Consider the following 21631-nt stretch of genomic DNA (forward strand, 5'->3'; position numbering starts at 1 on the left):
CATGAACCCGATCCTCATCAAGCCCGCCCACGAGCTCGCCGCGCTCCTTACCGACGGCGCCCTCACCTCCGAGGACCTCACCCGGGCCTGCCTCGAGCGCATCGAGGAGCTCAACGACACCCTCAACGTCTTCCTCTCGATCGACGTCGAGAATGCGCTGAACCAGGCCCGCGCCATCGACGCCCGCCGCGCCGCCGGCGAAGAGCTGGGCCCCCTCGCCGGGATCCCGATCGGCGTCAAGGACAACTTCTGCACCACCGACCACCCCACCACCTGCGGCTCCCACATGCTGGAAGGCTGGGTCCCGCCCTACGACGCCACCGTCGTCACGCGCCTCCGCGAGGCCGGTCTGGTCATCGTCGGCAAGACCAACATGGACGAGTTCGCCATGGGATCGTCGACGGAGACCTCCTACTTCGGCCCCACCCGCAACCCGTGGGACACCGAGCGCATCCCAGGCGGCTCCGGCGGCGGCTCGGCCGCGGCCGTGGCGTCGTTCATGGTGCCGCTCGCGGTGGGCTCGGACACCGGCGGCTCCATCCGCCAACCTGGCTCCGTCACCGGCACCGTCGGCGTGAAGCCCACCTACGGGGGAGTGTCGCGGTATGGCCTGGTGGCGATGGCCTCCAGCCTGGACCAGCCCGGCCCCTGCGCCCGCACCGCCCTCGACGCAGCCATGCTGCAGCAGGTCATCGGCGGCTACGACCCGCACGATTCGGCCTCCATCAACCAGCCCGTGGGCGACCTCGCCGGCGCCGCCGTCGCCCCTGACCTCACCGGCGTCCGCGTCGGCGTGGTCAAGGAGCTCGGAGGCGAGGGCTATGAGCAGGGCGTCCTTGACCGGTTCGCCGAGGCCGTGGACCTCCTGCGCGAGGCCGGCGCCGAGGTGGTGGAGGTGTCCTGCCCGGCGTTCAGCTACGCGCTGCCGGCCTACTACCTCATCCAGCCCGCCGAGCTCTCCAGCAACCTGGCCCGTTTCGACGGCATGCGCTACGGCCTGCGCGTCGGCGACGACGGCACCCGCGGCGCCGAGGAGGTCATGAACATCTCCCGCGACGCCGGCTTCGGCAAGGAGGCCAAGCGCCGCATCATCATCGGCACCTACGCCCTCTCGGCCGGCTACTACGACGCCTACTACGGCTCCGCGCAGCGCGTCCGCACCCTCATCCAACAGGACTTCGACAAGGCCTTCGAGGCCTGCGACGTCCTCGTCTCGCCCACGACGCCCACCGTCGCGTTCAAGATCGGCGAGCGCATGGCGGACCCGATGAGCATGTACATGGCGGACCTGTGCACCATCCCGTCGAACATGGCCGGCAACGCGTCCGCCTCGTTCCCGATCGGGCTCAGCGACGACGGGCTCCCGGTGGGCCTGCAGGTGATGGCCCCGCCCATGGAGGATCCCAGGCTGTACCGGGTGGGCGGCGTCGTCGAACGGGCACTCGAGGCCCACTGGGGCGCGCCCCTGCTCAGCAGAATGTCCGACGGCGAGAAGGCGGTGTCCGCATGAGCGAGACGGTGGACTACGACGACCTCCTCACCCGCTATGAGCCCGTCCTCGGGCTCGAGGTGCACGTGGAGCTCAACACCAACTCCAAGATGTTCTGCGGCTGCACCGTCACCTTCGGCGGCGAGCCCAACACGCAGGTATGCCCGGTGTGCCTCGGCCTGCCCGGCTCCCTGCCTGTGATCAACGGCAAGGCGGTGGAATCGGCCATCCGGATCGGGCTCGCGCTCAACTGCGAGATCGCCCAATGGTGCCGGATGGCCCGGAAGAACTACTTCTACCCCGACATGACCAAGAACTTCCAGACCTCCCAGTACGACGAGCCCATCGCGTTCGACGGCTACGTGGACCTGGAGCTGGACGGCAAGACCTACCGGGTTGAGATCGAGCGCGCGCACATGGAGGAGGACGCCGGCAAGGCCCTCCACATGGGCGGCGCCACCGGCCGCATCCACGGCGCCAGCCACTCGCTGATCGACTACAACCGCGCCGGCGTGCCGCTGATCGAGATCGTCACCCGGCCCGTCCGCGGGGCGGGGGAGAAGGCGCCGGAGGTGGCGAAGGCCTACGTGGCCCACCTGCGCGAGCTGCTGCGCTCCCTGGGCGTCTCCGACGTCCGGATGGAGCAGGGGTCCCTGCGCTGCGACGCCAACATCTCGCTCATGCCCATCGGCTCCGAGGTGCTCGGCACCCGCACCGAGACGAAGAACGTCAACTCGCTGCGCTCCGTCGAGCGGGCCATCCGCTACGAGATGACGCGCCAGGCAGCCATCCTCGACGGCGGGGGTCGCGTGAAGCAGGAGACCCGCCACTTCCACGAGGCCACCGGTACCACGTCGCCAGGGCGCTCGAAGGAGGAGGCGGAGGACTACCGCTACTTCGCCGAGCCGGACTTGATGCCCATCGCCCCCTCCCGCGAGTGGGTGGAGGAGCTTCGCGCCACGCTGCCCGAGCCGCCCGCCGAGCACCGGGCGCGCCTGCAGGAGCAGTGGGGGTTCAGCGACGTCGACTTCGGCAACATCGAGGCCGCCGGTGCCCTCGCCCTCGTGGAGGCGACGGTGGAGGCGGGCGCCTCCCCGGGCGCGGCCAGGAAGTGGTGGGTCACCGAGCTCGCGCGTCGGGCCAACGAGGCCGGCGTCGAGCTCGAGGAGCTGGCCATCACGCCCGCCCAGGTGGCGGCCGTGCAGGGGCTGGTGGACGAGGGCAAGGTCAACGACAAGCTGGCCCGCCAGGTGATCGAGGGCGTGCTCGCCGGCGAGGGCGAACCCGCCGAGGTCGTCGCGGCCCGCGGGCTCGCGGTGGTCTCCGACGAGGGCGCCCTGAGCGTCGCCGTCGACGAGGTGATCGCGGCGAACCCGGATGTCGCGGCGAAGATCCGCGACGGGAAGGTCCAAGCCGCGGGTGCGCTCATCGGCCAGGTGATGAAGGCGATGCGCGGCCAGGCTGACGCCGGGATGGTCCGCGAGCTGATTCTGTCGAAGCTGTCCTGAGGAGGGGCGATGTACCTGTTTCATGCTTACGTGACTGTCGCGGCGGGGTCGGAGGACGAGTTCGCCGAGGCGTGCCTCGTCAACAGCAGCGCGTCCCTGCAGGAGCCGGGTTGCCTGCGCTTCGACGTGCTCCAGCAGGCCGACGAACCCACCCGCTTCGTGCTGGTGGAGGCGTATGAGTCCGAGGATGATCTGGCCGCCCACAAGACGACCGACCACTACAAGGCGTGGGCCGAGGTGGCCAACCGGGTGCAGGTCGAGCCGAGGTCGAAGACGGTGTACGTCCCGCTGATCACCGGCTGACGTTACCGGCCCCTGAGGAGGTCGACGTCGCGGAGCGACCGTCGGCCGTCTCGAAGGGTTGTGACGCAACCTCGGAGCGAGACTGCCTGTCAGGTCACGATTCGACCCTTCGAGACGCCCACGCGCCTTCGGCGGTGGGGATCCTCAGGGATCGAAGATCAGCCCAGGGCGGCCCACGTCTGCGGGCCCACGACACCGTCGGCTGACAGCCCGTTGCTGCGCTGGAAGCTCCGCACCTGGGACTCGGTGCCCGGGCCGAACTGGCCGTCCGCGGTGAGCCAATAGCCGTGGTCGGACAGCCGCTGCTGCAGGTACTTCACGTGCTCGCCCGTCGAACCGCGGCGGAGCGTCGGACGGGTCTGGGTCTGAGTACCGCCGCCCTGGTTGCCAGAGCCGCCCGACGGGTCGCCCCAGCCTCCACCGCCGCTGCTGCCTCCGCCCTGGTTCCCCGAGTTGCCGCCACCGCTGCCTCCGCCCTGGCTGCCGGAGCCACCGGACGGATCGCCCCACCCACCGTTCCAGCCACCCGAGTTGCCACTGCCCGAGTTGCCACTGCCGCCTCCGGAGTTGCCGCCACTGGGCTCCTCCCAACCGCCCGAGCCGCCTGAGCCGCCGCCCGAGCCGCCCTCAAGGGCCGCCCACGTGGCCGGGCCGACCACCCCGTCGACCGTCAAGCCGTGCGAGCTCTGGAAGCCGCGCACCGCATTGGCCGTGGCCGGGCCGAACTGGCCGTCCACGCTCAGCCAGGCGCCGCCGTCGACCAGCTTCTGCTGCAGATAGCGCACGTCCTCCCCGCTGTCGCCCTGGCGCAGCGTCCGCCGCGACGTCCCGGGCTGCGGCGTGGGCTCGCCCCAACCGCCCGGATCCACCGGCTCCGAGGCCGCGGGGGCCGTGAGGGTGAACGGCCGCTGCGCCTGGAACGCCGCCGACACCGTGCCCACGGTGTAGAAGTTGGGCGTCTGATCCATCGGCATCCTGCGCACGATCGCCGAGTGGAACGAGCGGTAGTCGCCCGAGAACGACGCATTTGCCCACACCCGCAGCAGCGTCTCTGTGAACAGTCCGTTGACGTCCCCGTCGCTGGACAGCTGGTTGTCCTGGCAGCCGGAGATGAGGATCAGCTCCGCCGCGATGTCCGTGCTCCGCGTGCTCCCCGCGACAGTCTTGGCGACGGCGTACAGCTCCCGGCGGCGTACCGAGTCGGCCGCCGCGACACTCGGCGCCATCATGCGCGGCTGCAGCTTCGGCACGTGCACATCCGTGGGCCAGTACTCCTCGCCCAGCGGGTTGCGCAGCAGCGCTTCGCGGGTGGCGATGGCCAGGATGCTGCGCGCCACGGTGCCCGAGTGGCAGGAGTCGGACAGCACCACGATCCTCACCCCGGAGCGGAACTGAGACCACTTGAGGTACAGCTCGTCGTCGAGGACCTGCCTGTCGTACAGGCACCAGGTTTCGTCGAGCCCGTCGTCCTCGTCGCCGGTGTTGTCGCGGATCTGGCCGCCGTGGCCCGAGAAGCTGACGAAGGCGATGTCCCCGTCGACGGCGGTGTTGGCCAAGCTGTCCAGGGCGCTGAGCAGCGCTGTGGAGGTGGCCTGCGCGTCGAGCAGTTTCCGGGTGCGGAACCCCTCCCCGGAGGCAAGGGCCTCCATGTCGTTGGCGTCGTTGACGCACCCCGCGAGCACGGTGGGCGCCGGGATGTAGCTGGAGGTGTCTACCACGTTGAGTCCGACGTGGAGCGAGTAACCGGTCATGGAAGTGTCCTTTCGGATGGTGCGTGGTTCACTGCGGAACGGGGGTGGAGAGGGGGATGAGCACGCCACGGGTGCGCACCGGCCAGTCGACAGGCGGCGCCGCGGTGCGGGTGCCGTCGGTGCCCACCGCGGTGACGGTGAACGTCACGGCGGGATCGGTGGCGTAGGTGGTCAGCGGGAGGACGAACTGACGCTCTGCCTGGCGCTGGGTGTGGGTGAGGGTCACCGGGTCCGTGGCGGCGCCCAGCAACGTGGCCGCCACCTCCAACCCCGCGACACCCGTCAGGTCCCCGGTGGCCACGAACGTGACGCCCAGGTGGAGATCCTCGATGTAGCTGCGGGTCTCGTCGAGGCTCTCGGTGCCGGGCTCGACGGTGTGGTCCAGCGCAAGCAGACCCGCCGTCCCCGGCGGCAGGGGCACTGTGGCCTGCTGCCCGGCGGTGAGGAGCAGCGACGGCGTGGCCACGACGGCGCCGTCGGCCACCACCCGGTTGACCGCCACGCGCCGGTCCAGCCGGTTGGTCAGCCGCACCTCGTCCCCCGTCCGCTCGGCGGTGACCGGGCCCCCGGCCGGTCCGACGACGCGGCTCAGGTCCAGCCGCAGGGTGCTCACCGCGCTGTCGCCGCCGGGAATGGCGTAGCGGGCGGAGCCCACGAGCCCGCCGCGCTGCAGCAGGGTCCTCAGCGTGAGCAGGCCGGGAATGTCGGTGGTCAGCATGAAGGTGAAGCCGGTGTCGATGGGTACGCAGTCCGCGCGGTCCGAGCCCGGCACCGCCCAGCTCACCTCGGGTGCCACCCCCGCCTGCCAGGGGCCGACGAGCTCGACCGGTCGGCCGAGGCGCTGGCGGAGCTCACCGGCGAGGAGAGCGAAGTCCGCCGCGTCCGGCTCGGGCTCCAGCGCTGCCGCCAGCACGCAGCGGATGTTGGCCGGGTTCTCCACGTCGATGGTGGAGGTGAGCAGCAGCGTGGGCTCATAGGCCCGGTCAGGGTCCTCGGCCGGGTAGCGGCCCACGGCGTAGTTCTCGGGGATGACCAGGAACCTGCCCGGCTGGGTCAACGAACGGAAGACCCTGATACCGGCGACCGTGACGGGTTCCGGCTGCCACGGCCGGTACTGCGTCTCGCCCAGGCGGAGAGCGGGCCGGCAGCCGACGGCCTCCCATCCGTCGCCGGCGCGCTGCCGGTACAGCTGCGGGTGGTCGGCGCACGGCAGAAGGGCGGGGAGCCTGGTGGTGGCGGTGGCGCTCACCTTCACGTGCCTGACTACGCCCAGCTGTGCCAGGTCGAACTTCTCGAGGGCGATCGCCGGCGTCAGGCGGATCTCCGCCTTGGCCATGGCAAGCAGCTGCGTGGCCGCGATCGGGCGGGTGGCGTCGTCGCGGCGCCGCAGCGCCATCAGCTTCGGCGCGGTGAGACGGTCGACGGTGAGCCTCGACGGCGTCCGCTCCGCCCGCCAGCCGCTGTGCGCCAGGCCCACCTCGACGACGGCGGGCTCCGCCTGGAACCCCGGCGTCGACAGCGCACCGTAGGCGAGGCGGGCCCAGTTGTTCTGCAGCACGAAGGTGGCGGTGATTCTCGAGCCGACCTCGCCGAGCACCCCGCTCACCACCGCCGAGTTCGCGGTGACCAGCTCGGTGCGGGCGGCGCCGTCGTCGTCCCGGAAGGGCAGGTGCAGCCCCACCTGCGGCACACACGGCACAGGCTTCAGCGGGGGCCTTCCCGCGCTCTCCCAGGGTGCGAGTGTCGCGGCGGAGGGGCGGGCCAGCAGGGTCACCACCACGGTGGCCTCCAGCGCGGGGGAGCCGTCGGCCTGATGCCCGACCTGCGCCAGATCGAACCGGAAGGGAGAAGAGTCCGGGTCCTGTCCCGGGGCGGGGACGTCGAGCACGATCTCGGGCAGGTACCAGCGGTCCTCACCCCGCCGGTCCGCCAACAACGGCCTGCCGTCCAGCACCGGCCCGGTCTCCTGGGGCGCCAGGGGCGTGGACAACACCAGATTCTCGGCCAGGAGCGGCCGGATCACGGCGGGTTGCGGGCGGATGACCTGCATCAGGGGGACCGCCTCGTTCCGGCGCATCATCAGCAGCTCACGGCCGGGGCCTCTGGTCCTGGTGCTGCGTGCGGGAAAGACGTCCCCCACGACGCCGCCCTCGGCGGTGACCAGGTGCACGACCTGCTCGGGGGCGGCCCCGAGCAGGGGAACGATGAGGTCGGCCACCGGCCGCCGCCACTGCCCGGACATGCCGTCGGTGCGCCGGGCCCGGATCACCAGGTCCGGGCCCCCGCCGCCGCCTGCCAGCGCCGCGAGGAGCCCGCGGGCATCGTCGCCGGCGAAGGTGGCGGCCAGCGCCGCCGCCCCGAACGGACCCCGCGACTCGGTGCGCACCGGCTCGGCCACCTGCAGGGTGAACTCCACCCAGGCGAGGTCATCCAGCGTGCAGCGGAGGTCCAGGGCAAGCGTCGCCGTCATGACCAGGCCCGCTATGGGCTCGTGGGGCGCCGGCCTCCGGCTGAGGAGGAACGTGACCGAGCACGCCGGCGCGCCGGAGGGGTCGCGCCGGATCTCGGCGATGCTGGCCATGGCCAGACCTCACAACGGGTAGGACAGGAACGAGGTGGGCGTGCCTCCGGCCGACCGCCTCACCGGCTCGGCCTCCGTCTCGTGGGCCTCCGGGGAGTAGCCCTCCGCGGCGTACTCCTCGGCGTCGTACCCGACGGCGGTGGTAGCTGCGGCAGCAACCACCTCGCGGGTCGAGGGGGCGGCGAGCTCGCGCAGGCGGCGGACCCGGTCGTCGGACAGGGAGCGCGTCACCACGCCGTCGGCGTCCGGCGCCGGCACCTCGACGATCAGCGGGCCGTTGCCGTTGGCCGTGACCCATGGGCCCGTCCACGTCTGCCCCTTGCGGAACAGGGTGCCCTTGACGGTGGCCGTGACCTGGTAGCGGTAGTAGGGCAGCAGCTGCGGGTCGCCGGAGAAGATCGTCCAGCTGCGGTCTTCGTCGACGTCCTCGAAGCCCCACCGGAAGCGCACGGGCGCCAGCCCGATCGGCTTGTAGTCCGCATCGGTGGCCTCCAGCACCACCTCGACGGTCTGCGAGCGGTCCTCCAGCATCACGCCCAGGCCGATGGGGCCCACCGCCACCCGGCCTGCGTTGTCGGCGCGGACCTCGAGCGTGGTGTCGTTGAGCAGGGTCCCGTTGGGCTCCGGGTCCAGGTCGATCACGTTGCGCTCGATCTGCACCCGGTGGAACGGGTCCAGTGCCTCGCTGGGCGGCTCGGCCAGGTGGACCTTGCGCTTGACGTAGGTGAGGTCCGGCGTCCAGCCCGAGGGCGGGTTGTTGACGTCGCCTGCCACCTTCTTGGCGGTCTGGAACTTCCAGGTGGGGTCGTTGCCGTCCGCGCCGGAGAAGCTGTGTCCCTGCCAGTTGAGCTCGCCGCCGGTGTTGGGATAGCCGATCTGCACCGACATGAACTGCACCGTCTTGTCCTCCCAGCTCGCCACGGGGCGGACCACGCGCGCCAGCCGCTGCGGCCAGTCGTCCAGGTAGACGGTGAGGAAGTACTTGCGCTCGGCCTCGGGATCTCCCTTGATCTCGTCGCCCATGCCTGCCAGCGAGCTGGAGATCGTGTGGTCCTGCAGATAGGCGAACTGCCTGGTCTCCTCGTAGTGGAGGTCCAGGTGGCTCTCGTCGCGGCGGTACTTCAGCGACAGCCCAACCCCCCACGGCGACCAGAACGAGCCGCCTGAGGACGCCTGCGCGGCGTCAACCTTGGGCTGCGGCTGCTCGAAGATGGTCTTCTGCGCCATCTCCATGAACTTGTTGAACACCAGATCCGAGCGCTCGTCCATCTTCCGCGCGATCTCGTCGGCGCCCGGCAGCGTCGTGTCCACCTTCACGTCGACCTTGATGGCCCCGGACTTGCGCATGTTGTTGAACTCGGCCTGCGCGTCCACCTTGGCCCACAGATAGCGACCCGACGCCGCGGCCGAGAAGTGCGTGAACACCGAGTCCCAGTTGCCGTCGATCTTGATGGTGCACACCGGAGACCAGACCTTCAGCTTGTAGTTCTGGATCACGATCAGCGGGCTGGCCGTGCCGTGGAACGCCGCCCACGCGATGTTGGCCGGGTAGACCCCCAGCAGGCCCGAGAAGGCGTGCGTGCCGGTGGGGTCGATGGAGCCGCTGCCCTGGCCCTGCATCATGCAGTACCACGGGTCCAGGTTGTTGTCCCTGGCCGGGGTGGCGCCGGGCTCCGGGTCCCGGGTCAGCGCCCGGTTGCCGGGCATGCCGACGGTGCGGAACCCCCGGGTGCGGCCGCCGCGGGTGGGCTGGTCCGCCGTCGGGAACCCGGTGGGGGTGGGCGACATGTTGGACACCGACGTGATGGTCTGCGCGATCACCGCGGGCCGGAACATCGGAGGCTTGCGGGCGTTCTTGATGCCCCAGAACGCGTCAGTGCTGGTGCTCATCTTGGCCGTGATGTCGGCCTCGGCCTGCCGTCTGGTCTGCTCGGGGAGCGCGCCCGTCACCGAGAACGTCATGATGCCGCCGGCCACGTCCCCGCCGCCGCCGATCACGCCCTCGCCGCCGGTGCCGGAGAAGCGCACCAGGTTGAACAGGTAGTCGCCCTTGTCCGGGCCGTCCTTGCGGGCCATCCGGATCCGGTTGGGCACGTAGTAGAAGACCGGGGCCTCGCCCTGGGCGATCAGCTCGTGGTTGTTGACGTCGGGCAGGTAGAGCACGTCGTACCCGTCCTTGGTGATGGGTTGGGTGCCGCCGGCGTAGGTGGGACCCATTGCCTGGACCATGGTTGCGCCTTCCTCGTCGAGTCTCCGATGCGCACTGCACCGTCACAGACACAGGAGCCCGCGGGCGGCCCGGTGATACGTCAGACGGTGGCGCGCCACGGAGCGCCGAAGCACACGAAGGCGCCCGCGCTCGCGTCGCCGACGGTGGCGCGGGCCAGCGCGGTGGCGGCGTCTACGCCGCCACAGAGCTCGGCGTGGTAGGCGGCCATCACGGCGGCGGCCAGCTGGTCGCCGATCGGCGCGACGGGGGCCACCACGCAGGAGGCTCCGGCCGACAGCAGTGTCGCGGTGAGACCCAGCGGCTGATCGCCGGGCCGATGGGTGGCGCGCCCCACCTCGCAGGCGGACAGCACCACATGGCTGGCCCGCACCTCCAGCCCCTCCAGCTCGTGCGCGAACACAGGACCACCGGCCAGCAGGAGGCTGGAGAACTGAGGGTTGTCGCCGCGATGCTCGCCGTGCGCGGCCACGTGGACCAGGTCGTCGCCCGCCAGCGCGTCGCTGAGGTTGGTCGTCTGCACCAACGGCCAGCACCCCGCGACGGACTGCCGCTCCTCCGCCGCGAACGGCAGTCCGGGGCCGGTCAGCACGCTGACCCGCGGCCGGTGCACCACCCGGCCCGAGCTCGCCCAACTCGACGCGGTGGGTGCCACCGTGACGGCGCGGCCGCGCAACTGGGGCAGGGCCAGCCACGGCACCCCTGACAGGACGCGGGTGGGCACCACCACGAGCTGCCCGGGCAGGCCAGCCAGCGGCGCCGCCACCAGGTCCCCCAGCGCGGCCAGGCGCGCCGCCAGCGACGCCGCGACAGCCCCGGCCAGCGGGTGCGCCGGATGCATGTTCGCGCGCGCCGTGAGGTCCGCCCTGGCGGCCTCCACCAACTCGGCTGCCAGCTCGGCCGACCCGAGGCTGATGGTGCGATCCGGGCCGTCGCCCAGCACGACGGCCCTCAGCTCGTCGCCCCAGCGGAGCGTCACCACGAGGCTGCATCCCTGCTCCTCGGCGGCGCTGCGCAGCGTGGCCGCACGGAGAACGACGACGGTGGGGGGCGGTTTCGTCACGGCCCCCCAGGTGAGCGCCCGGAGCTCCCGCTCGGCCCCGACGACGGCGCGCGCGGCCTCCTCTGCGTCGGCTGCCCCGGGGTCGAACGCGGCGCGAAGGCGGCGCAGCTCGGAGGCGGCCTCCTGCACCCGCTGGTCCGGTCCCGCCCTCAGCCGCGGCGTGGGCCGGGAGGCGGCCCGCCACCGCTCCGCCGCCTCCACCACGGCCGACGGGCCCCGCGAGTCGGCGAGCTCCAGGTCCAGAGCCGCCGCAGCCTCGCCGTGCAGGGCGGTCGCGGTGCGCAGGTCCAGGCTGGCCAGGCCCAGCTGGGCGTGCACCAGGGTGGCGTTGGCCCGCCTCAACACCCGCCGTGCCTCCTCGTCGTCCCCCCGCCGGGAGGCGGCGGTGGCCAGCGCCACCAATCCGGCCAGCCGCAGCGAGACCACCGGCGAGCGCGACAGCCACACGACGTCCGGGATCAGGTCCGCGACCTCTGCCGGCCGCCCGGAGGCAGCGCGCAGCCCGGCCGCCGCGGCCTGGGCCGCCACGAACCGGTCGCCGTCGGCGCTCGCCGCCTCCCACAGCGCCCGGGCCGCGGACAGGCGCGGCCGCGACATCAGCTGGCACAGCACGGCCCGACGGTGCCAGCCCGGCTCGCCCCGCCGTCGGAACACCTGGGCCGCGGCGCGGCTGCGGGTCAGCGCCTCGTCCGAGCGGCCGAGCAGGAGGGCGCACCTGGCCAGATCAAGGTCCACCTCGGATGCCTGCTGCGCCCCGGGCTGGCCGGCGCGTGCCAGGAGCAGGAGGTCGTAGGCCTCGGACACCAGGCCCGCCTCCATCAGGGCTCGTGCGCGGTCCTGTCGGGCGACGGAGCGGTCCAGGATGACGCTCAGGGCGTCCGCGTCGTGCATGTGGCGAAGCGCGGCGGGGAGATCCCCGCGCAGAAAACGGATCCAGCCCAGGTTGTGCCGGGCCATGAACGACACCGGCGCCACGCCCAGCTCGTCGGCCAGCGCCGCCGCTGACGTCAGGTCGGCGGCGGCCTCCTCGAAGCGCAGCAGCTCGGAGGCGATGGTGCCGCGGTTGAGCAGCAGCCGCATCCGGTCCGGCGGCGGGAGGAAGTCCTCGTCCAGGCCGGCCAGCGTGCGCCAGGCCGCCGGCCGGTCCCCGGCGCGGGCCAGGAGGGTCCCTGCCTGGACGTCCGCGGCGCAGGCGATCTGGGGGAGTCCCTGGGCGAGGGCTTCGGCGGCCGCGGTGCGCAGCTCCTCCAACGCCGGCGAGGTGCCCCGCTCCTCGAAAGTGACCCAGGCGGACGAGATCCGGATCCGGAGCGCCAACTCGACGTTCGAGGCATCGCAGGCGGCCGCAGCCCGCGCCAGCAGCGCAGCCCCCTCTGCCGTGCGATGCTCTGCAAGCGTCGCACGGGCCGAGTCGTAGAGCTGCTGCGCGGACCGGGTCACCTACACCTCGATGGTGGGCGTGATGACGGGCCGCTGGTCGGGGCGGCCGGGGCGGATGAGGAAGCGCAGCTGGCCGTGCGGCACCAGCGGCCACGTGAGCCGTCCCGTGGCGTCCGAGACCTGCAGGTCTATCGTGTCGGCAGTCCTGGCCTCTACGCCCACTCCGCCGCCGGTGACCCAGCCGTCCACCCGGACCCCGCCGTCGGTCTCGCTGAGGACCACCATCAGGCTCAGGCTGGAGGCGGTGAACGTGAGCGTGTCCGTCACCGCGGGGTCAAGCCCCCTGGCGCCCGCCCGCTCCTGCTGGCTCAGGGAGGCGAGCTCGGCGTCCATCAGCTCCAGCGACACCGCGAACGAGACCCGTTCCGCCAGGCCAACCGGCGGCGGATCGAACCGGGCCTGGGCGGCGGCGACGGCGGCGAGCAGGTCATCGTCGCCGGCGTCGAGCGGCCGGAGGGCGTCGTCGTGAGGGGTCATGCAGGGCTCCAGGCGGGATCGGAGGCCAGCGAGCGGCGCAGCGTGGCCAGGCATCGCCCCCGGGTGGGGCCGATGGAGCCGACAGGCATGCCGAGCGCGGCGGAAATGGTGGCGTAGTCGGGTCTGGTGGAGTAGGCGATGACGCGCAGCAGGGCCTGGCAGCGCGGGCTCAGCGCGTGGATGTGGGTCCACAGCCGCCGGTTGAGGTCCTCGGACTCGGCGATGACCTCGGGCGTGGGTTCGGGGGCGACGGTGGACTCGGGCAGCTCAACCTCCGGCGGTACGCGGGCCAGGCGCCACGCCTCCCTGCGGGTGGTGGTGAGCAGCCACGCGAACACCGCCTGCGGCTCGGCGATCGATCCGGCGCTGCGCACCAGCGCCAGCCAGGAGGACTGGACCACGTCCTCTGCCTGGGAGTGGCTGAGCCCTGACGAGCGCGCCACAGCCCACAGCGGTGGGGTGAGCAGCTCCACCAGGTCCGCGAGGCGCGAGGAGTCGCCCTCGTGGTAGCCGCGGAAGGCCTCGGCAGCCCGGCTGGACAGCGACTCCGCCGAGGTCATGGCGCCCGACCGGCCGAAGGGGCCATCGTCACCATCACCCGAGGGGCCCCCGTCCGCGCCGAGCCGTGGAACGGCATCGGCACGTAGTAGGGCATCGGGACGTAGTAGGGCAGCGGCACGTAGTACGGCTGGGGCGCGTAGGACGCGCGCTGGCGGGGGGATGGTGGGGCGTCGAGGATGCAGGGCTGTGACGGTGACACTGGTACTCCTCCGGGGACGGTTGAAACGGACGTCACCGGACAAGAGCCGACGGCCGCCCTCCTGATACCTCAGTGTCTCCGCTGAAGGCCCACAGTGGAAGGACCGGCTTCCTCAGAGGCCGGAGAGCGCCTCCCGCCAGGCCTCCAGCGCGGCGGGTTCGCCGCCGACAGTGACGTCCGCCTCACGCCCGCTGAGCAGCAGAACCAGCTCCGACGGCAGCCCGGAGACATGGATCGGGCGATTACCCGTGCCCATGGCGATTTGTTGCGCGGTGTCGGTCCGGGTGAGAAGAACGCGCCCCCGGTAGCCCGCCTGCGCCTTGTGGGCCAGCATCCGCGCCACCGGCCACAGCTCCTGCTGCTCCGCCGGGGTGAGCACCTGCGAGCCGCCGTTGGCGCGCAGCACGTCCTCGTGGTGGATGAACAGCTCGGAGGTGTTGACGAGCTTGTCGATCGGCCGCATGAACCAGGCCGGCTGTTCCAGTGCATCCAGCAGGGCCGGATAGCCGAGGCTGTGCAGCGATTCCCGCTGGATGCGTTCGGTCAGCGGCGCGAAGCGCGGAATGCCGATGCCCGGCAGTGCGGCCGGCCGGTGTTCACGGACGTAGAGGTGGGCGGCGAGGTCCTGCGTCTGCCAGCCGCCGCACTTGGTTGGGGCGAACGGGCCGAGGCCGCGGAGGAGGGAGACGAGGGCGGAGCGCTGCCGCTGGGCGAAGGTCATGGTCCTAGCTTAGGGAGGGCACAATGTGCTGCATGACAGGCACCATCGTGTACAACCAGGACGGACTGATCCCCGCCGTCGCCCAGGACGCCGACACCGGCGAGGTCCTCATGCTGGCCTGGATGAACGAGGAGTCGCTGCGCCTCACGCTGGCCACGGGCCGCGCCACGTACTGGTCCCGCTCGCGGCAGGAACTGTGGGAGAAGGGCCTCACCTCAGGGCACACCCAGCAGGTGGTGTCCGTCGCGCTGGACTGCGACGGCGACGCACTCCTGCTGCGCGTCCACCAGAGTGGCGCCGCCTGTCACACCGGCAACCGGACCTGCTTCTTCACCCCCCTGACAGCGGAGGACCTGTGATGCGGATCGCGCCCACCATCTCGGAGTTCACCAGGCTCGCCGAGGACCGGCGGGTGATCAGCGTCTACGCCAAGCTCCTGGCCGACGACCTGACCCCCGTGGCCGTCTACCAGGCGCTGTGCGGGGCGCGCGAGGGCACCTTCCTGTTCGAGTCCGCGGAGGCCGGCGTCTGGTCGCGCTACTCGTTCGTCGGTGTCAGGACGGCCGCCACCCTCACCGAGCTGGACGGCAAGGCGCACTGGGTGGGGCACCCGCTGGCCGGCATCGGCGACGGCGACCCCCTGACCGCGCTGCGCACCACCCTGCAGCAGCTGGCCACCCCCGTCGTCGAGGGGCTGCCCCCGTTTCACGCCGGCATGGTTGGCTACCTCGGCTACGACGTGGTGCGCCGGCTGGAGCGCTTGCCCGACACCACCGTCGACGACCTCGAGCTGCCCGAGCTGGTGATGATGCTCACCAGCGAGCTGGCGGTGTTCGACCACCACCGCGGGGAGCTGTGGCTGATCGCCAACGCCATCAACTTCGACGGCACCGACGAAGGGGTGGAGCGGGCCTACTACGGGGCCGTGGCGGCGGTGGAGGCCATGGCCGAAGCGGTGCGCGCGCCCCGCCCGTCGTTCGCGGCGCAGGAGGGGGAGCCGGCCAAGCTGGCGATCACGCGCCAGCGCACCTCCGAGGAGTACATGGCCATGGTGGAGGAGGCCAAGGAGGAGATCCGCGCCGGCGAGGCGTTCCAGATCGTGGTGTCCCAGCGCTTCGACATCCCCATCACCGCCGACGCGTTGGAGGTCTACCGGGCGCTGCGGCTCACCAATCCCAGCCCCTACCTCTACCTGCTGCGCCTGCCCGGCTTCGACGTCGTGGGCTCCAGCCCCGAGGCGCTGGTCACCGTGCAGGACTCCGTGGTCACCACCCGTCCCATCGCCGGCTCCAGGCCGCGCGGCGCCACCCCGGAGGAGGATCGCAGGCTGGGCGAGGAGCTCCTCGCGGACCCCAAGGAGAGGGCCGAGCACCTCATGCTGGTGGACCTGGGCCGCAACGACCTCGGCCGCATCTGCAAGCCCGGCAGCGTCACCGTGCACGAGTTCATGAACATCCATCGCTACAGCCACATCATGCATCTGGAGGCCGCGGTCTCCGGGCGCCTGGCCTACGGGCGCAGCGCCCTCGACGCCGTCCTGGCCTGCTTCCCCGCCGGCACCCTGTCCGGGGCGCCGAAGGTGCGCGCCATGGAGATCATCGACAGGCTGGAGGTGTCGCGGCGGGGGCTCTACGGCGGCGTGGTTGGCTACTTCGACTTCGCCGGCAACTCGGACGTGGCCATCGCCATCCGCACCGCCGTGCTGTCCGACGGCGTGGCCCACGTGCAGGCGGGGGCGGGCATCGTCGCCGATTCGGTCCCGGAGACCGAGGACGCCGAGTGCCGTCACAAGGCGCAGGCCGTCATCACGGCGCTCGCGCGGGCAGAGGCGATGGGCACGGCGTGACCGGACGGTGGGCCGTCACGCTGCTGGCGCTGGCCGGCGCGCTGACCGCGGGGTTCTCGGCGCAGGCCGCTGGCAGCGGGGTTGCCTCCCTCGGATGGGCGCTGGCGGCGGGCCTCGGACTCTCGCTGATGCTGCGCGGGCTCCAGCTGCGGTTCCTGGGCGTGGCCCTCACCGCCCTGGCGGTCGCGGCCGCCGGGTGGGCGGGTCAGGCCGGGCAATGGGTGTCGCTGGCCGGATTCGCGGCCTCCGCCATCGCCCTGCTCGGCATGGTGTGGTGGGGGCCGGGCTGGGTGACCCGCCGCCGCGCGGACGGCGCGCACCCCGTCGACCTGTGGGCCGCGATGGATTCCGGGGCCGATCCCACCGACGAGCAGGACGTGCACCGCGCTGGGGACGCACGGTAGTCTCGGCGCATACCTGAAGCGACGAAAGGCTCACGGCAATGGCGCGCACTCCGCAGTACTACCACCACGGCAAGAGCCCCATGGCCTGGGCCGCCTCGGGCATCGCCGCCCTCGGCTTCATCATCGCGGCCGCGGGATCCCTCATGGGCCCGCATTGGGCGCTCGTGATCACGGGCGGGGTCATCGTGGCCATCGCCGCCGTGCTCGCCCTGGTCATGAAGGCCATGGGCTACGGGCAGCCGTGACCGTCCTGGACGACATCATCGCCGGAGTCCGGCTAGACCTCGAGCGGCGCAGGGCGCGAACCCCCCTGGCTGACGTGATGCGCGCGGCCGAGCAGGCCGCGCCCGCTCTGGACCCCATGCCCCGGTTCCGTGCGCCCGGGATGGCCGTGATCGCTGAGGTCAAGCGAAAGTCTCCGTCGAAGGGTGACCTCGCGGATATCGCGGACCCGGCAGCGCTGGCCGCCTCGTACGAGGCGGGCGGCGCCGCGGCCATCTCGGTGCTCACCGAGCAGCGGCGGTTCGGCGGCAGCCTGGCAGACCTCGAGGCGGTCCGAGCCGCCGTCGGCATCCCCGTGCTCCGCAAGGACTTCATGGTGGAGGAGTACCAGTTCCACGAGGCCCGCGCCCACGGGGCGGACCTGGTGCTGCTGATCGTCGCGGCGCTCACCGACGACGAACTGGCGAGATTCGGCGCCCTCACCCACGAGCTCGGCATGACGGCGCTCGTCGAGACCCACACCGTCGACGAGGTGGACAGGGCGCTTGCGCTCGGCTTCCAGCTGATCGGCGTCAACAACCGCAACCTCAAGACCCTGGAGGTGGACCTGTCCACCTTCGGCGCGCTGGCGGAGCGGATCGGCGGCACGGCTGTCAGGGTCGCGGAATCCGGCATCCTCACCACCGACGACGTGGCCGCCGTCGCGGCGGCCGGCGCAGACGTGATCCTCGTGGGGGAGGCGCTCGTCAAGCACGGCGACCCCTCCCGGGCCATCGCGGACTTCAGGTCCGCAGCAGAAAGGCAGGACGCATGAGCGTGCCAGATGACAGGGGCCACTTCGGACGCTTCGGCGGCCGATTCGTGCCCGAGGCGCTGCAGGCGGCGCTGACCGAGCTCACCGTCGCGTTCGACGCGGCGCAGGCGGATCCCGCCTACCACGCCGAACTCGCCCGCCTCCAGCGCGACTACTCGGGGCGCCCCACCCCCATCTCGGAGGCGGAGAACTTCTCCAAGCTGTGCGGCAACGCCCGCATCCTGCTCAAGCGCGAGGACCTCAACCACACCGGCGCGCACAAGATCAACAACGTGCTCGGTCAGGCGCTGCTCACCAAGCGGATGGGCAAGACCCGCGTGATCGCCGAGACCGGCGCCGGCCAGCACGGCGTGGCCACCGCCACCGCGGCCGCGCTGCTGGGGCTGGAGTGTCGCGTCTACATGGGCGAGGTGGACACCAAGCGCCAGGCCCTCAACGTGGCGCGCATGCAGCTGCTCGGCGCCGAGGTGTACGCCGTGGCGTCAGGCTCGCGGACGCTGAAGGACGCCATGAACGAGGCGATGCGGGACTGGGTCACCACCGTCGAGTCCACGCACTACCTGATCGGCACCGTCGGCGGACCGCACCCGTTCCCGTACATGGTGCGCGAGCTGCAGCGGATCATCTCCACCGAGGCGCGCCAGCAGATGTTGGACGACCACGGCGCCCTGCCCGACTATGTCGCGGCGTGTGTGGGCGGGGGCTCCAACGCCATCGGCATGTTCTTCGACTTCATCCCCGACGAGAGCGTCAAGCTCTACGGCTTCGAGGCCGAGGGGGAGGGGATCGCGACGGGCAGGCACGCGGCCACCATCGTCGCGGGCACCCCGGGCGTGCTGCACGGCGCCCGCACCTACGTCCTGCAGGACGAGGACGGGCAGACCATCGAGTCGCACTCCATCTCCGCCGGGCTGGACTACCCAGGAGTCGGGCCGGAGCACGCCTGGCTGGCCGACACCGGGCGCGCGGTCTACGAGGGCATCACCGACGACGAGGCCATGGACGCCTTCCGGCTGCTGAGCCGCACCGAGGGCATCATCCCGGCCATCGAGTCCGCCCACGCCCTGGCGGGAGCCCGACGGCTGGGTCTGAGGATCGCGGAGGAGGACCCGTCGGCCCGCCCCACCATCCTGGTGAACCTGTCGGGTCGCGGGGACAAGGACGTGGCCACAGCGTTCGAGTACTTCGGGTTGTCGGGCCAGCCGGACCAGACCGTCGGGGGCATGGAATGAGCCAGTTCACCGACGCTGACCGGCTCGGGATCTCCGGCCAGGTCGTCGCCCGCGCACTCGACGCGGGACGCCCGGCGCTGGTGGGGTACCTGCCGGTGGGGTACCCGAGTGTCGCGGATTCGATCACCGCGGTGAAGGCCATCACCGAGGGCGTCGAGGGTCGCGGGGTGGACATCGTCGAGATCGGCATGCCCTACTCAGACCCGCTGATGGACGGTCTGGTCATCCAGCACGCCACCGCCAAGGCCCGCGCCAGGGGCGTGCGCACCCGCGACGCGTTCCTCGCCGTCGAAGCCGTGGCGCAGACCACCGCCACGCCCATGGTGATGACGTACTGGAACCTCATCGAGGCCTACGGCCCTGACGCGTTCGCCCGCGACCTCGCCGCCGCCGGCGGGGCAGGTGTGATCACCCCGGACCTGCCGCCGGACGACTGCCCGGAATGGCATGAGGCCACGGACAACTACGGCCTGGACCGGGTGTTCCTGATCGCGCCGTCGTCGACGGAGGAGCGGATCGCGCTCACCATGGCGTCGTGTCGCGGCTGGGTCTACGCCTCCAGCGTGATGGGCGTCACCGGCACCCGCACCGCCACCTCGGACGCGGCCCCCATCATCACGGCCCGGGCCCGGGCCGTGGACCAGGGGCTCCCCATCGGCATCGGCCTGGGCGTCTCGAACGGCGACCAGGCTGCCGAGGTGGGCCGCTACGCGGACCTGGTCATCGTGGGATCGGCCCTCCTCAAGTGCCTGGACTCCGACGGGCTGGACCTGCAGACAGACCTCGGCCGCCTCCGCAGGCTCGCAGACGAGCTCGCCGGTGGCGTCGAGAGGGCCCGCCGGTGATCTCTCGGCGCGGACTCCTCTGCGTCGGCGCGGTGGGGCTCCTGGCCGGCTGCACCCCCGACGAGGGGCCCGTGGCCAGCGTCAACATGGGCCAGAGTGAGTGGCACGGAACCATGCTGGCCGACGGCGGCAACCCGCTTCCTGACGTGACGCTGACCGACCAGTTCGGGCAGCCTTACAACCTGGCCACGGGGCCCACCACCAGCGCGGTGGCGCTGTTCTTCGGCTACACCAACTGCCCCGACGTGTGCCCGGGGATCATGGCGGACATGGCCACCGCCAAGCGTCGCCTCCCCGAGGACCTCATCGACGACATCACCCTCATCGTGGTCACCACGGACCCCGCCCGCGACACCCCCGAGGTGCTCCGGGAGTACCTGGCGCGCGTGGATGACTCGTTCGTGGGCCTCAGCGGCCCGCTGGAGGACATCATGCCCGCCGCGATGAGCCTCGGCATCGACATCGCCGAGGGCAAGCAGCTGCCCTCCGGCGGCTACGAGGTGGACCACGGCACCTACGTGCTGGGCTTCGGCGAGGACCGCCTGATGCGAGTGGTGTGGAACGGGCTGTCGGCCGGCGAGATGAAGGACGACTTCGAGCGCCTGATCGCCGCCTGACGGGCGCCGGGAGTAGCCTGGGGCAGAGCCGACGAGGAGGACCCCGCATGGGCCTGATGGAGCACGCGATCTGGTGGCAGGTCTATCCCCTGGGAGCGACGGGGGCGCCGATCCGAAACGAGCATGGCGATCCCGCGCACCGGCTGACCCGTCTGGAGGGATGGCTGGACTACCTCGTCGAGCTCGGCTGCAACGGGCTCCTGCTCGGTCCAGTGTTCGCGTCGGTCTCCCACGGTTACGACACGCTGGACCACTTCCGCATCGATTCCCGGCTGGGCGACGACGCGGACTTCGACCGCTTGATCGCCGGAACCCGCGCCCGCGGGATCAACGTCATGCTCGACGGGGTGTTCAACCATGTTGCCCGTGAACACCCGCTGGTGGCCGAGTGCCCGGACCTGATCCGTCAGGAGAACGGCCACCCCAAGGGCTGGGAGGGGCACGACTCCCTCGTGGAGCTCAATCACGACAATCCGGCGGTCCTGGACCTGGTCGCCGACGCCATGCTCCACTGGCTCCGGCGCGGCATCGCCGGATGGCGCCTGGACGTGGCCTACGCCGTCCCCACCCGATTCTGGCGCGATGTCGCCGAGCGCGTCCGGGCCGAGTTCCCTGACGCCGTCCTCCTCGGCGAGGTCATCCACGGCGACTACTCCGCCTTCGTCCGCGAATCGACGCTGGACTCGCTCACCCAGTACGAGCTGTGGAAGGCGATCTGGAGCTCGCTCAAGGACGAGAACCTCTGGGAGCTGGCTCACGCGTTTGAGCGTCACGCCGCGTTCTGCGCCGAGTTCCTGCCCCAGATCTTCGTCGGCAACCACGACGTCACCCGCATCGCCACCACCGTGGGCGCCCAACGGGCCGGCCTCGCGGCGACCATCCTGATGACGCTGCCCGGCATGCCCAGCGTCTACTACGGCGACGAGCAGGGATTCACCGGCACGAAGACCGAGGCCTGGCACGGCGACGACGAGGTCCGCCCGCCACTGCCCGCCACGCCCGACGAGCTGTCCGCGCTGGGTGAGCCCCTCCACCGCCGCTATCAGGCCGCGATCGCGTTCCGCCGTCGTCACCCCTGGCTGGCCACGGCCTCACTGGAGGTTCTCCACCGAAGCAACACCGAGCTGGTCTACCGCTGCTCCTCCGCCGAGGGCGCGGCCGAGTTCCGCGTGGACCTCGGGGCGGGGATCGTCGCCGTCCGCTCAGGCGGCGACTCGCTCATTCTGGACTGATGTTTCGGCCAGGTAACAATTGCCTTACGCTCTGCCACCGGGCATGGATTCAGTTGCTCGGCGCAGGCCGCCCGCATACTGTTTCCTCGCTGTGGCCCG

General features: G+C 71.6%; 20 protein-coding genes. 12 read left to right on the plus strand and 8 right to left on the minus strand.

Annotated features, from left to right (window positions below):
* Position 1: 1 nt before the first annotated feature.
* Genes gatA through ACZK39_RS04300 form a run of 3 tightly spaced genes read left to right on the plus strand, consistent with a single transcriptional unit; the run spans position 2 to position 3300 of the window.
* Positions 2–1510, plus strand: coding sequence for an Asp-tRNA(Asn)/Glu-tRNA(Gln) amidotransferase subunit GatA (gene gatA, locus ACZK39_RS04290; RefSeq protein WP_463612618.1), 1509 nt, complete (start codon positions 2–4; stop codon positions 1508–1510).
* The gene (gatB, locus tag ACZK39_RS04295; protein WP_463612619.1) at positions 1507–2997 is read left to right on the plus strand and encodes an Asp-tRNA(Asn)/Glu-tRNA(Gln) amidotransferase subunit GatB; all 1491 of its coding nucleotides are present in this window, start codon (positions 1507–1509) and stop codon (positions 2995–2997) included. The genes gatA and gatB overlap by 4 nt, the downstream gene beginning before the upstream one ends.
* Positions 2998–3006: 9 nt before the next feature.
* Positions 3007–3300 carry an antibiotic biosynthesis monooxygenase gene (locus ACZK39_RS04300; RefSeq protein WP_463612620.1) on the plus strand — a complete coding sequence of 98 codons (294 nt, stop codon included), beginning with the start codon at positions 3007–3009 and terminating at the stop codon, positions 3298–3300.
* Positions 3301–3458: 158 nt separating this feature from the next.
* On the opposite strand, the gene ACZK39_RS04305 is transcribed toward ACZK39_RS04300, so the two are convergent.
* From ACZK39_RS04305 to ACZK39_RS04340, 8 genes are all read right to left on the minus strand, one after another.
* A complete protein-coding gene (locus tag ACZK39_RS04305) occupies positions 3459–5051 on the minus strand; it encodes a peptidoglycan-binding protein (protein ID WP_463612621.1) in 1593 nt (530 codons plus the stop codon).
* A gap of 28 nt (positions 5052–5079) precedes the next feature.
* Positions 5080–7632, minus strand: coding sequence for a hypothetical protein (locus ACZK39_RS04310; protein ID WP_463612622.1), 2553 nt, complete (start codon positions 7630–7632; stop codon positions 5080–5082).
* 9 nt (positions 7633–7641) lie between these two features.
* On the minus strand, positions 7642–9861 hold the full coding sequence (locus tag ACZK39_RS04315; RefSeq protein WP_463612623.1) for a hypothetical protein: 2220 nt from the start codon (positions 9859–9861) through the stop codon (positions 7642–7644).
* An 80-nt stretch (positions 9862–9941) separates the two neighbouring features.
* Positions 9942–12362 carry a CHAT domain-containing protein gene (locus tag ACZK39_RS04320; RefSeq protein ID WP_463612624.1) on the minus strand — a complete coding sequence of 807 codons (2421 nt, stop codon included), beginning with the start codon at positions 12360–12362 and terminating at the stop codon, positions 9942–9944.
* Complete coding sequence (locus ACZK39_RS04325; protein WP_182799880.1) at positions 12363–12839, minus strand: carboxypeptidase regulatory-like domain-containing protein; 477 nt, start codon at positions 12837–12839, stop codon at positions 12363–12365.
* Positions 12836–13399: an RNA polymerase sigma factor gene (locus ACZK39_RS04330; protein ID WP_463612625.1), complete on the minus strand. Its 564-nt coding sequence runs from the start codon at positions 13397–13399 to the stop codon at positions 12836–12838. The genes ACZK39_RS04325 and ACZK39_RS04330 overlap by 4 nt, the downstream gene beginning before the upstream one ends.
* On the minus strand, positions 13396–13599 hold the full coding sequence (locus ACZK39_RS04335; RefSeq protein WP_463612626.1) for a hypothetical protein: 204 nt from the start codon (positions 13597–13599) through the stop codon (positions 13396–13398). Before ACZK39_RS04335 ends, ACZK39_RS04330 begins: the two co-directional genes overlap by 4 nt.
* Positions 13600–13711: 112 nt before the next feature.
* Positions 13712–14320, minus strand: coding sequence for a TIGR03085 family metal-binding protein (locus ACZK39_RS04340; protein WP_182782653.1), 609 nt, complete (start codon positions 14318–14320; stop codon positions 13712–13714).
* A gap of 32 nt (positions 14321–14352) precedes the next feature.
* Between ACZK39_RS04340 and hisI the strand changes: the two genes are divergently transcribed.
* Genes hisI through ACZK39_RS04385 form a run of 9 tightly spaced genes read left to right on the plus strand, consistent with a single transcriptional unit; the run spans position 14353 to position 21532 of the window.
* Positions 14353–14679 (plus strand): phosphoribosyl-AMP cyclohydrolase, encoded by a 327-nt coding sequence (hisI, locus tag ACZK39_RS04345; RefSeq protein ID WP_255422194.1) that lies wholly within the window; start codon positions 14353–14355, stop codon positions 14677–14679.
* Positions 14679–16166 (plus strand): anthranilate synthase component I, encoded by a 1488-nt coding sequence (locus ACZK39_RS04350; protein ID WP_463612627.1) that lies wholly within the window; start codon positions 14679–14681, stop codon positions 16164–16166. The genes hisI and ACZK39_RS04350 overlap by 1 nt, the downstream gene beginning before the upstream one ends.
* A complete protein-coding gene (locus tag ACZK39_RS04355) occupies positions 16163–16570 on the plus strand; it encodes a hypothetical protein (protein WP_459054478.1) in 408 nt (135 codons plus the stop codon). The genes ACZK39_RS04350 and ACZK39_RS04355 overlap by 4 nt, the downstream gene beginning before the upstream one ends.
* 38 nt (positions 16571–16608) lie before the next feature.
* Positions 16609–16815 carry an HGxxPAAW family protein gene (locus tag ACZK39_RS04360; RefSeq protein WP_182782657.1) on the plus strand — a complete coding sequence of 69 codons (207 nt, stop codon included), beginning with the start codon at positions 16609–16611 and terminating at the stop codon, positions 16813–16815.
* On the plus strand, positions 16812–17606 hold the full coding sequence (gene trpC, locus ACZK39_RS04365) for an indole-3-glycerol phosphate synthase TrpC (RefSeq protein ID WP_463612628.1): 795 nt from the start codon (positions 16812–16814) through the stop codon (positions 17604–17606). The genes ACZK39_RS04360 and trpC overlap by 4 nt, the downstream gene beginning before the upstream one ends.
* The gene (gene trpB / locus ACZK39_RS04370) at positions 17603–18838 is read left to right on the plus strand and encodes a tryptophan synthase subunit beta (protein ID WP_182782659.1); all 1236 of its coding nucleotides are present in this window, start codon (positions 17603–17605) and stop codon (positions 18836–18838) included. Before trpC ends, trpB begins: the two co-directional genes overlap by 4 nt.
* Complete coding sequence (trpA, locus tag ACZK39_RS04375; RefSeq protein ID WP_182782660.1) at positions 18835–19683, plus strand: tryptophan synthase subunit alpha; 849 nt, start codon at positions 18835–18837, stop codon at positions 19681–19683. Before trpB ends, trpA begins: the two co-directional genes overlap by 4 nt.
* Entirely contained in the window at positions 19680–20300 is a 621-nt protein-coding gene (locus ACZK39_RS04380; RefSeq protein WP_182782661.1) for an SCO family protein, read from the plus strand. The genes trpA and ACZK39_RS04380 overlap by 4 nt, the downstream gene beginning before the upstream one ends.
* A gap of 47 nt (positions 20301–20347) precedes the next feature.
* Positions 20348–21532 carry an alpha-amylase family protein gene (locus ACZK39_RS04385; protein WP_463612629.1) on the plus strand — a complete coding sequence of 395 codons (1185 nt, stop codon included), beginning with the start codon at positions 20348–20350 and terminating at the stop codon, positions 21530–21532.
* Positions 21533–21631: the final 99 nt, after the last annotated feature.

The organism is Tessaracoccus luoxuelianae (genome assembly GCF_055326245.1).

What these genes read in the sequence shown, in the direction of transcription:
- ACZK39_RS04330 (WP_463612625.1), bottom strand. Translation starts at nt 13,399, where the DNA reads ATGACCTCGGCGGAGTCGCTGTCCAGCCGGGCTGCCGAGGCCTTCCGC.
- ACZK39_RS04340 (WP_182782653.1), bottom strand. Translation starts at nt 14,320, where the DNA reads ATGACCTTCGCCCAGCGGCAGCGCTCCGCCCTCGTCTCCCTCCTCCGC.
- gatA (WP_463612618.1), top strand. Translation starts at nt 2, where the DNA reads ATGAACCCGATCCTCATCAAGCCCGCCCACGAGCTCGCCGCGCTCCTT.
- ACZK39_RS04300 (WP_463612620.1), top strand. Translation starts at nt 3,007, where the DNA reads ATGTACCTGTTTCATGCTTACGTGACTGTCGCGGCGGGGTCGGAGGAC.
- ACZK39_RS04350 (WP_463612627.1), top strand. Translation starts at nt 14,679, where the DNA reads ATGCGGATCGCGCCCACCATCTCGGAGTTCACCAGGCTCGCCGAGGAC.
- trpA (WP_182782660.1), top strand. Translation starts at nt 18,835, where the DNA reads ATGAGCCAGTTCACCGACGCTGACCGGCTCGGGATCTCCGGCCAGGTC.
- ACZK39_RS04385 (WP_463612629.1), top strand. Translation starts at nt 20,348, where the DNA reads ATGGGCCTGATGGAGCACGCGATCTGGTGGCAGGTCTATCCCCTGGGA.
- ACZK39_RS04310 (WP_463612622.1), bottom strand. Translation starts at nt 7,632, where the DNA reads ATGGCCAGCATCGCCGAGATCCGGCGCGACCCCTCCGGCGCGCCGGCG.
- trpB (WP_182782659.1), top strand. Translation starts at nt 17,603, where the DNA reads ATGAGCGTGCCAGATGACAGGGGCCACTTCGGACGCTTCGGCGGCCGA.
- ACZK39_RS04360 (WP_182782657.1), top strand. Translation starts at nt 16,609, where the DNA reads ATGGCGCGCACTCCGCAGTACTACCACCACGGCAAGAGCCCCATGGCC.
- hisI (WP_255422194.1), top strand. Translation starts at nt 14,353, where the DNA reads ATGACAGGCACCATCGTGTACAACCAGGACGGACTGATCCCCGCCGTC.
- ACZK39_RS04305 (WP_463612621.1), bottom strand. Translation starts at nt 5,051, where the DNA reads ATGACCGGTTACTCGCTCCACGTCGGACTCAACGTGGTAGACACCTCC.
- ACZK39_RS04325 (WP_182799880.1), bottom strand. Translation starts at nt 12,839, where the DNA reads ATGACCCCTCACGACGACGCCCTCCGGCCGCTCGACGCCGGCGACGAT.
- ACZK39_RS04315 (WP_463612623.1), bottom strand. Translation starts at nt 9,861, where the DNA reads ATGGTCCAGGCAATGGGTCCCACCTACGCCGGCGGCACCCAACCCATC.
- gatB (WP_463612619.1), top strand. Translation starts at nt 1,507, where the DNA reads ATGAGCGAGACGGTGGACTACGACGACCTCCTCACCCGCTATGAGCCC.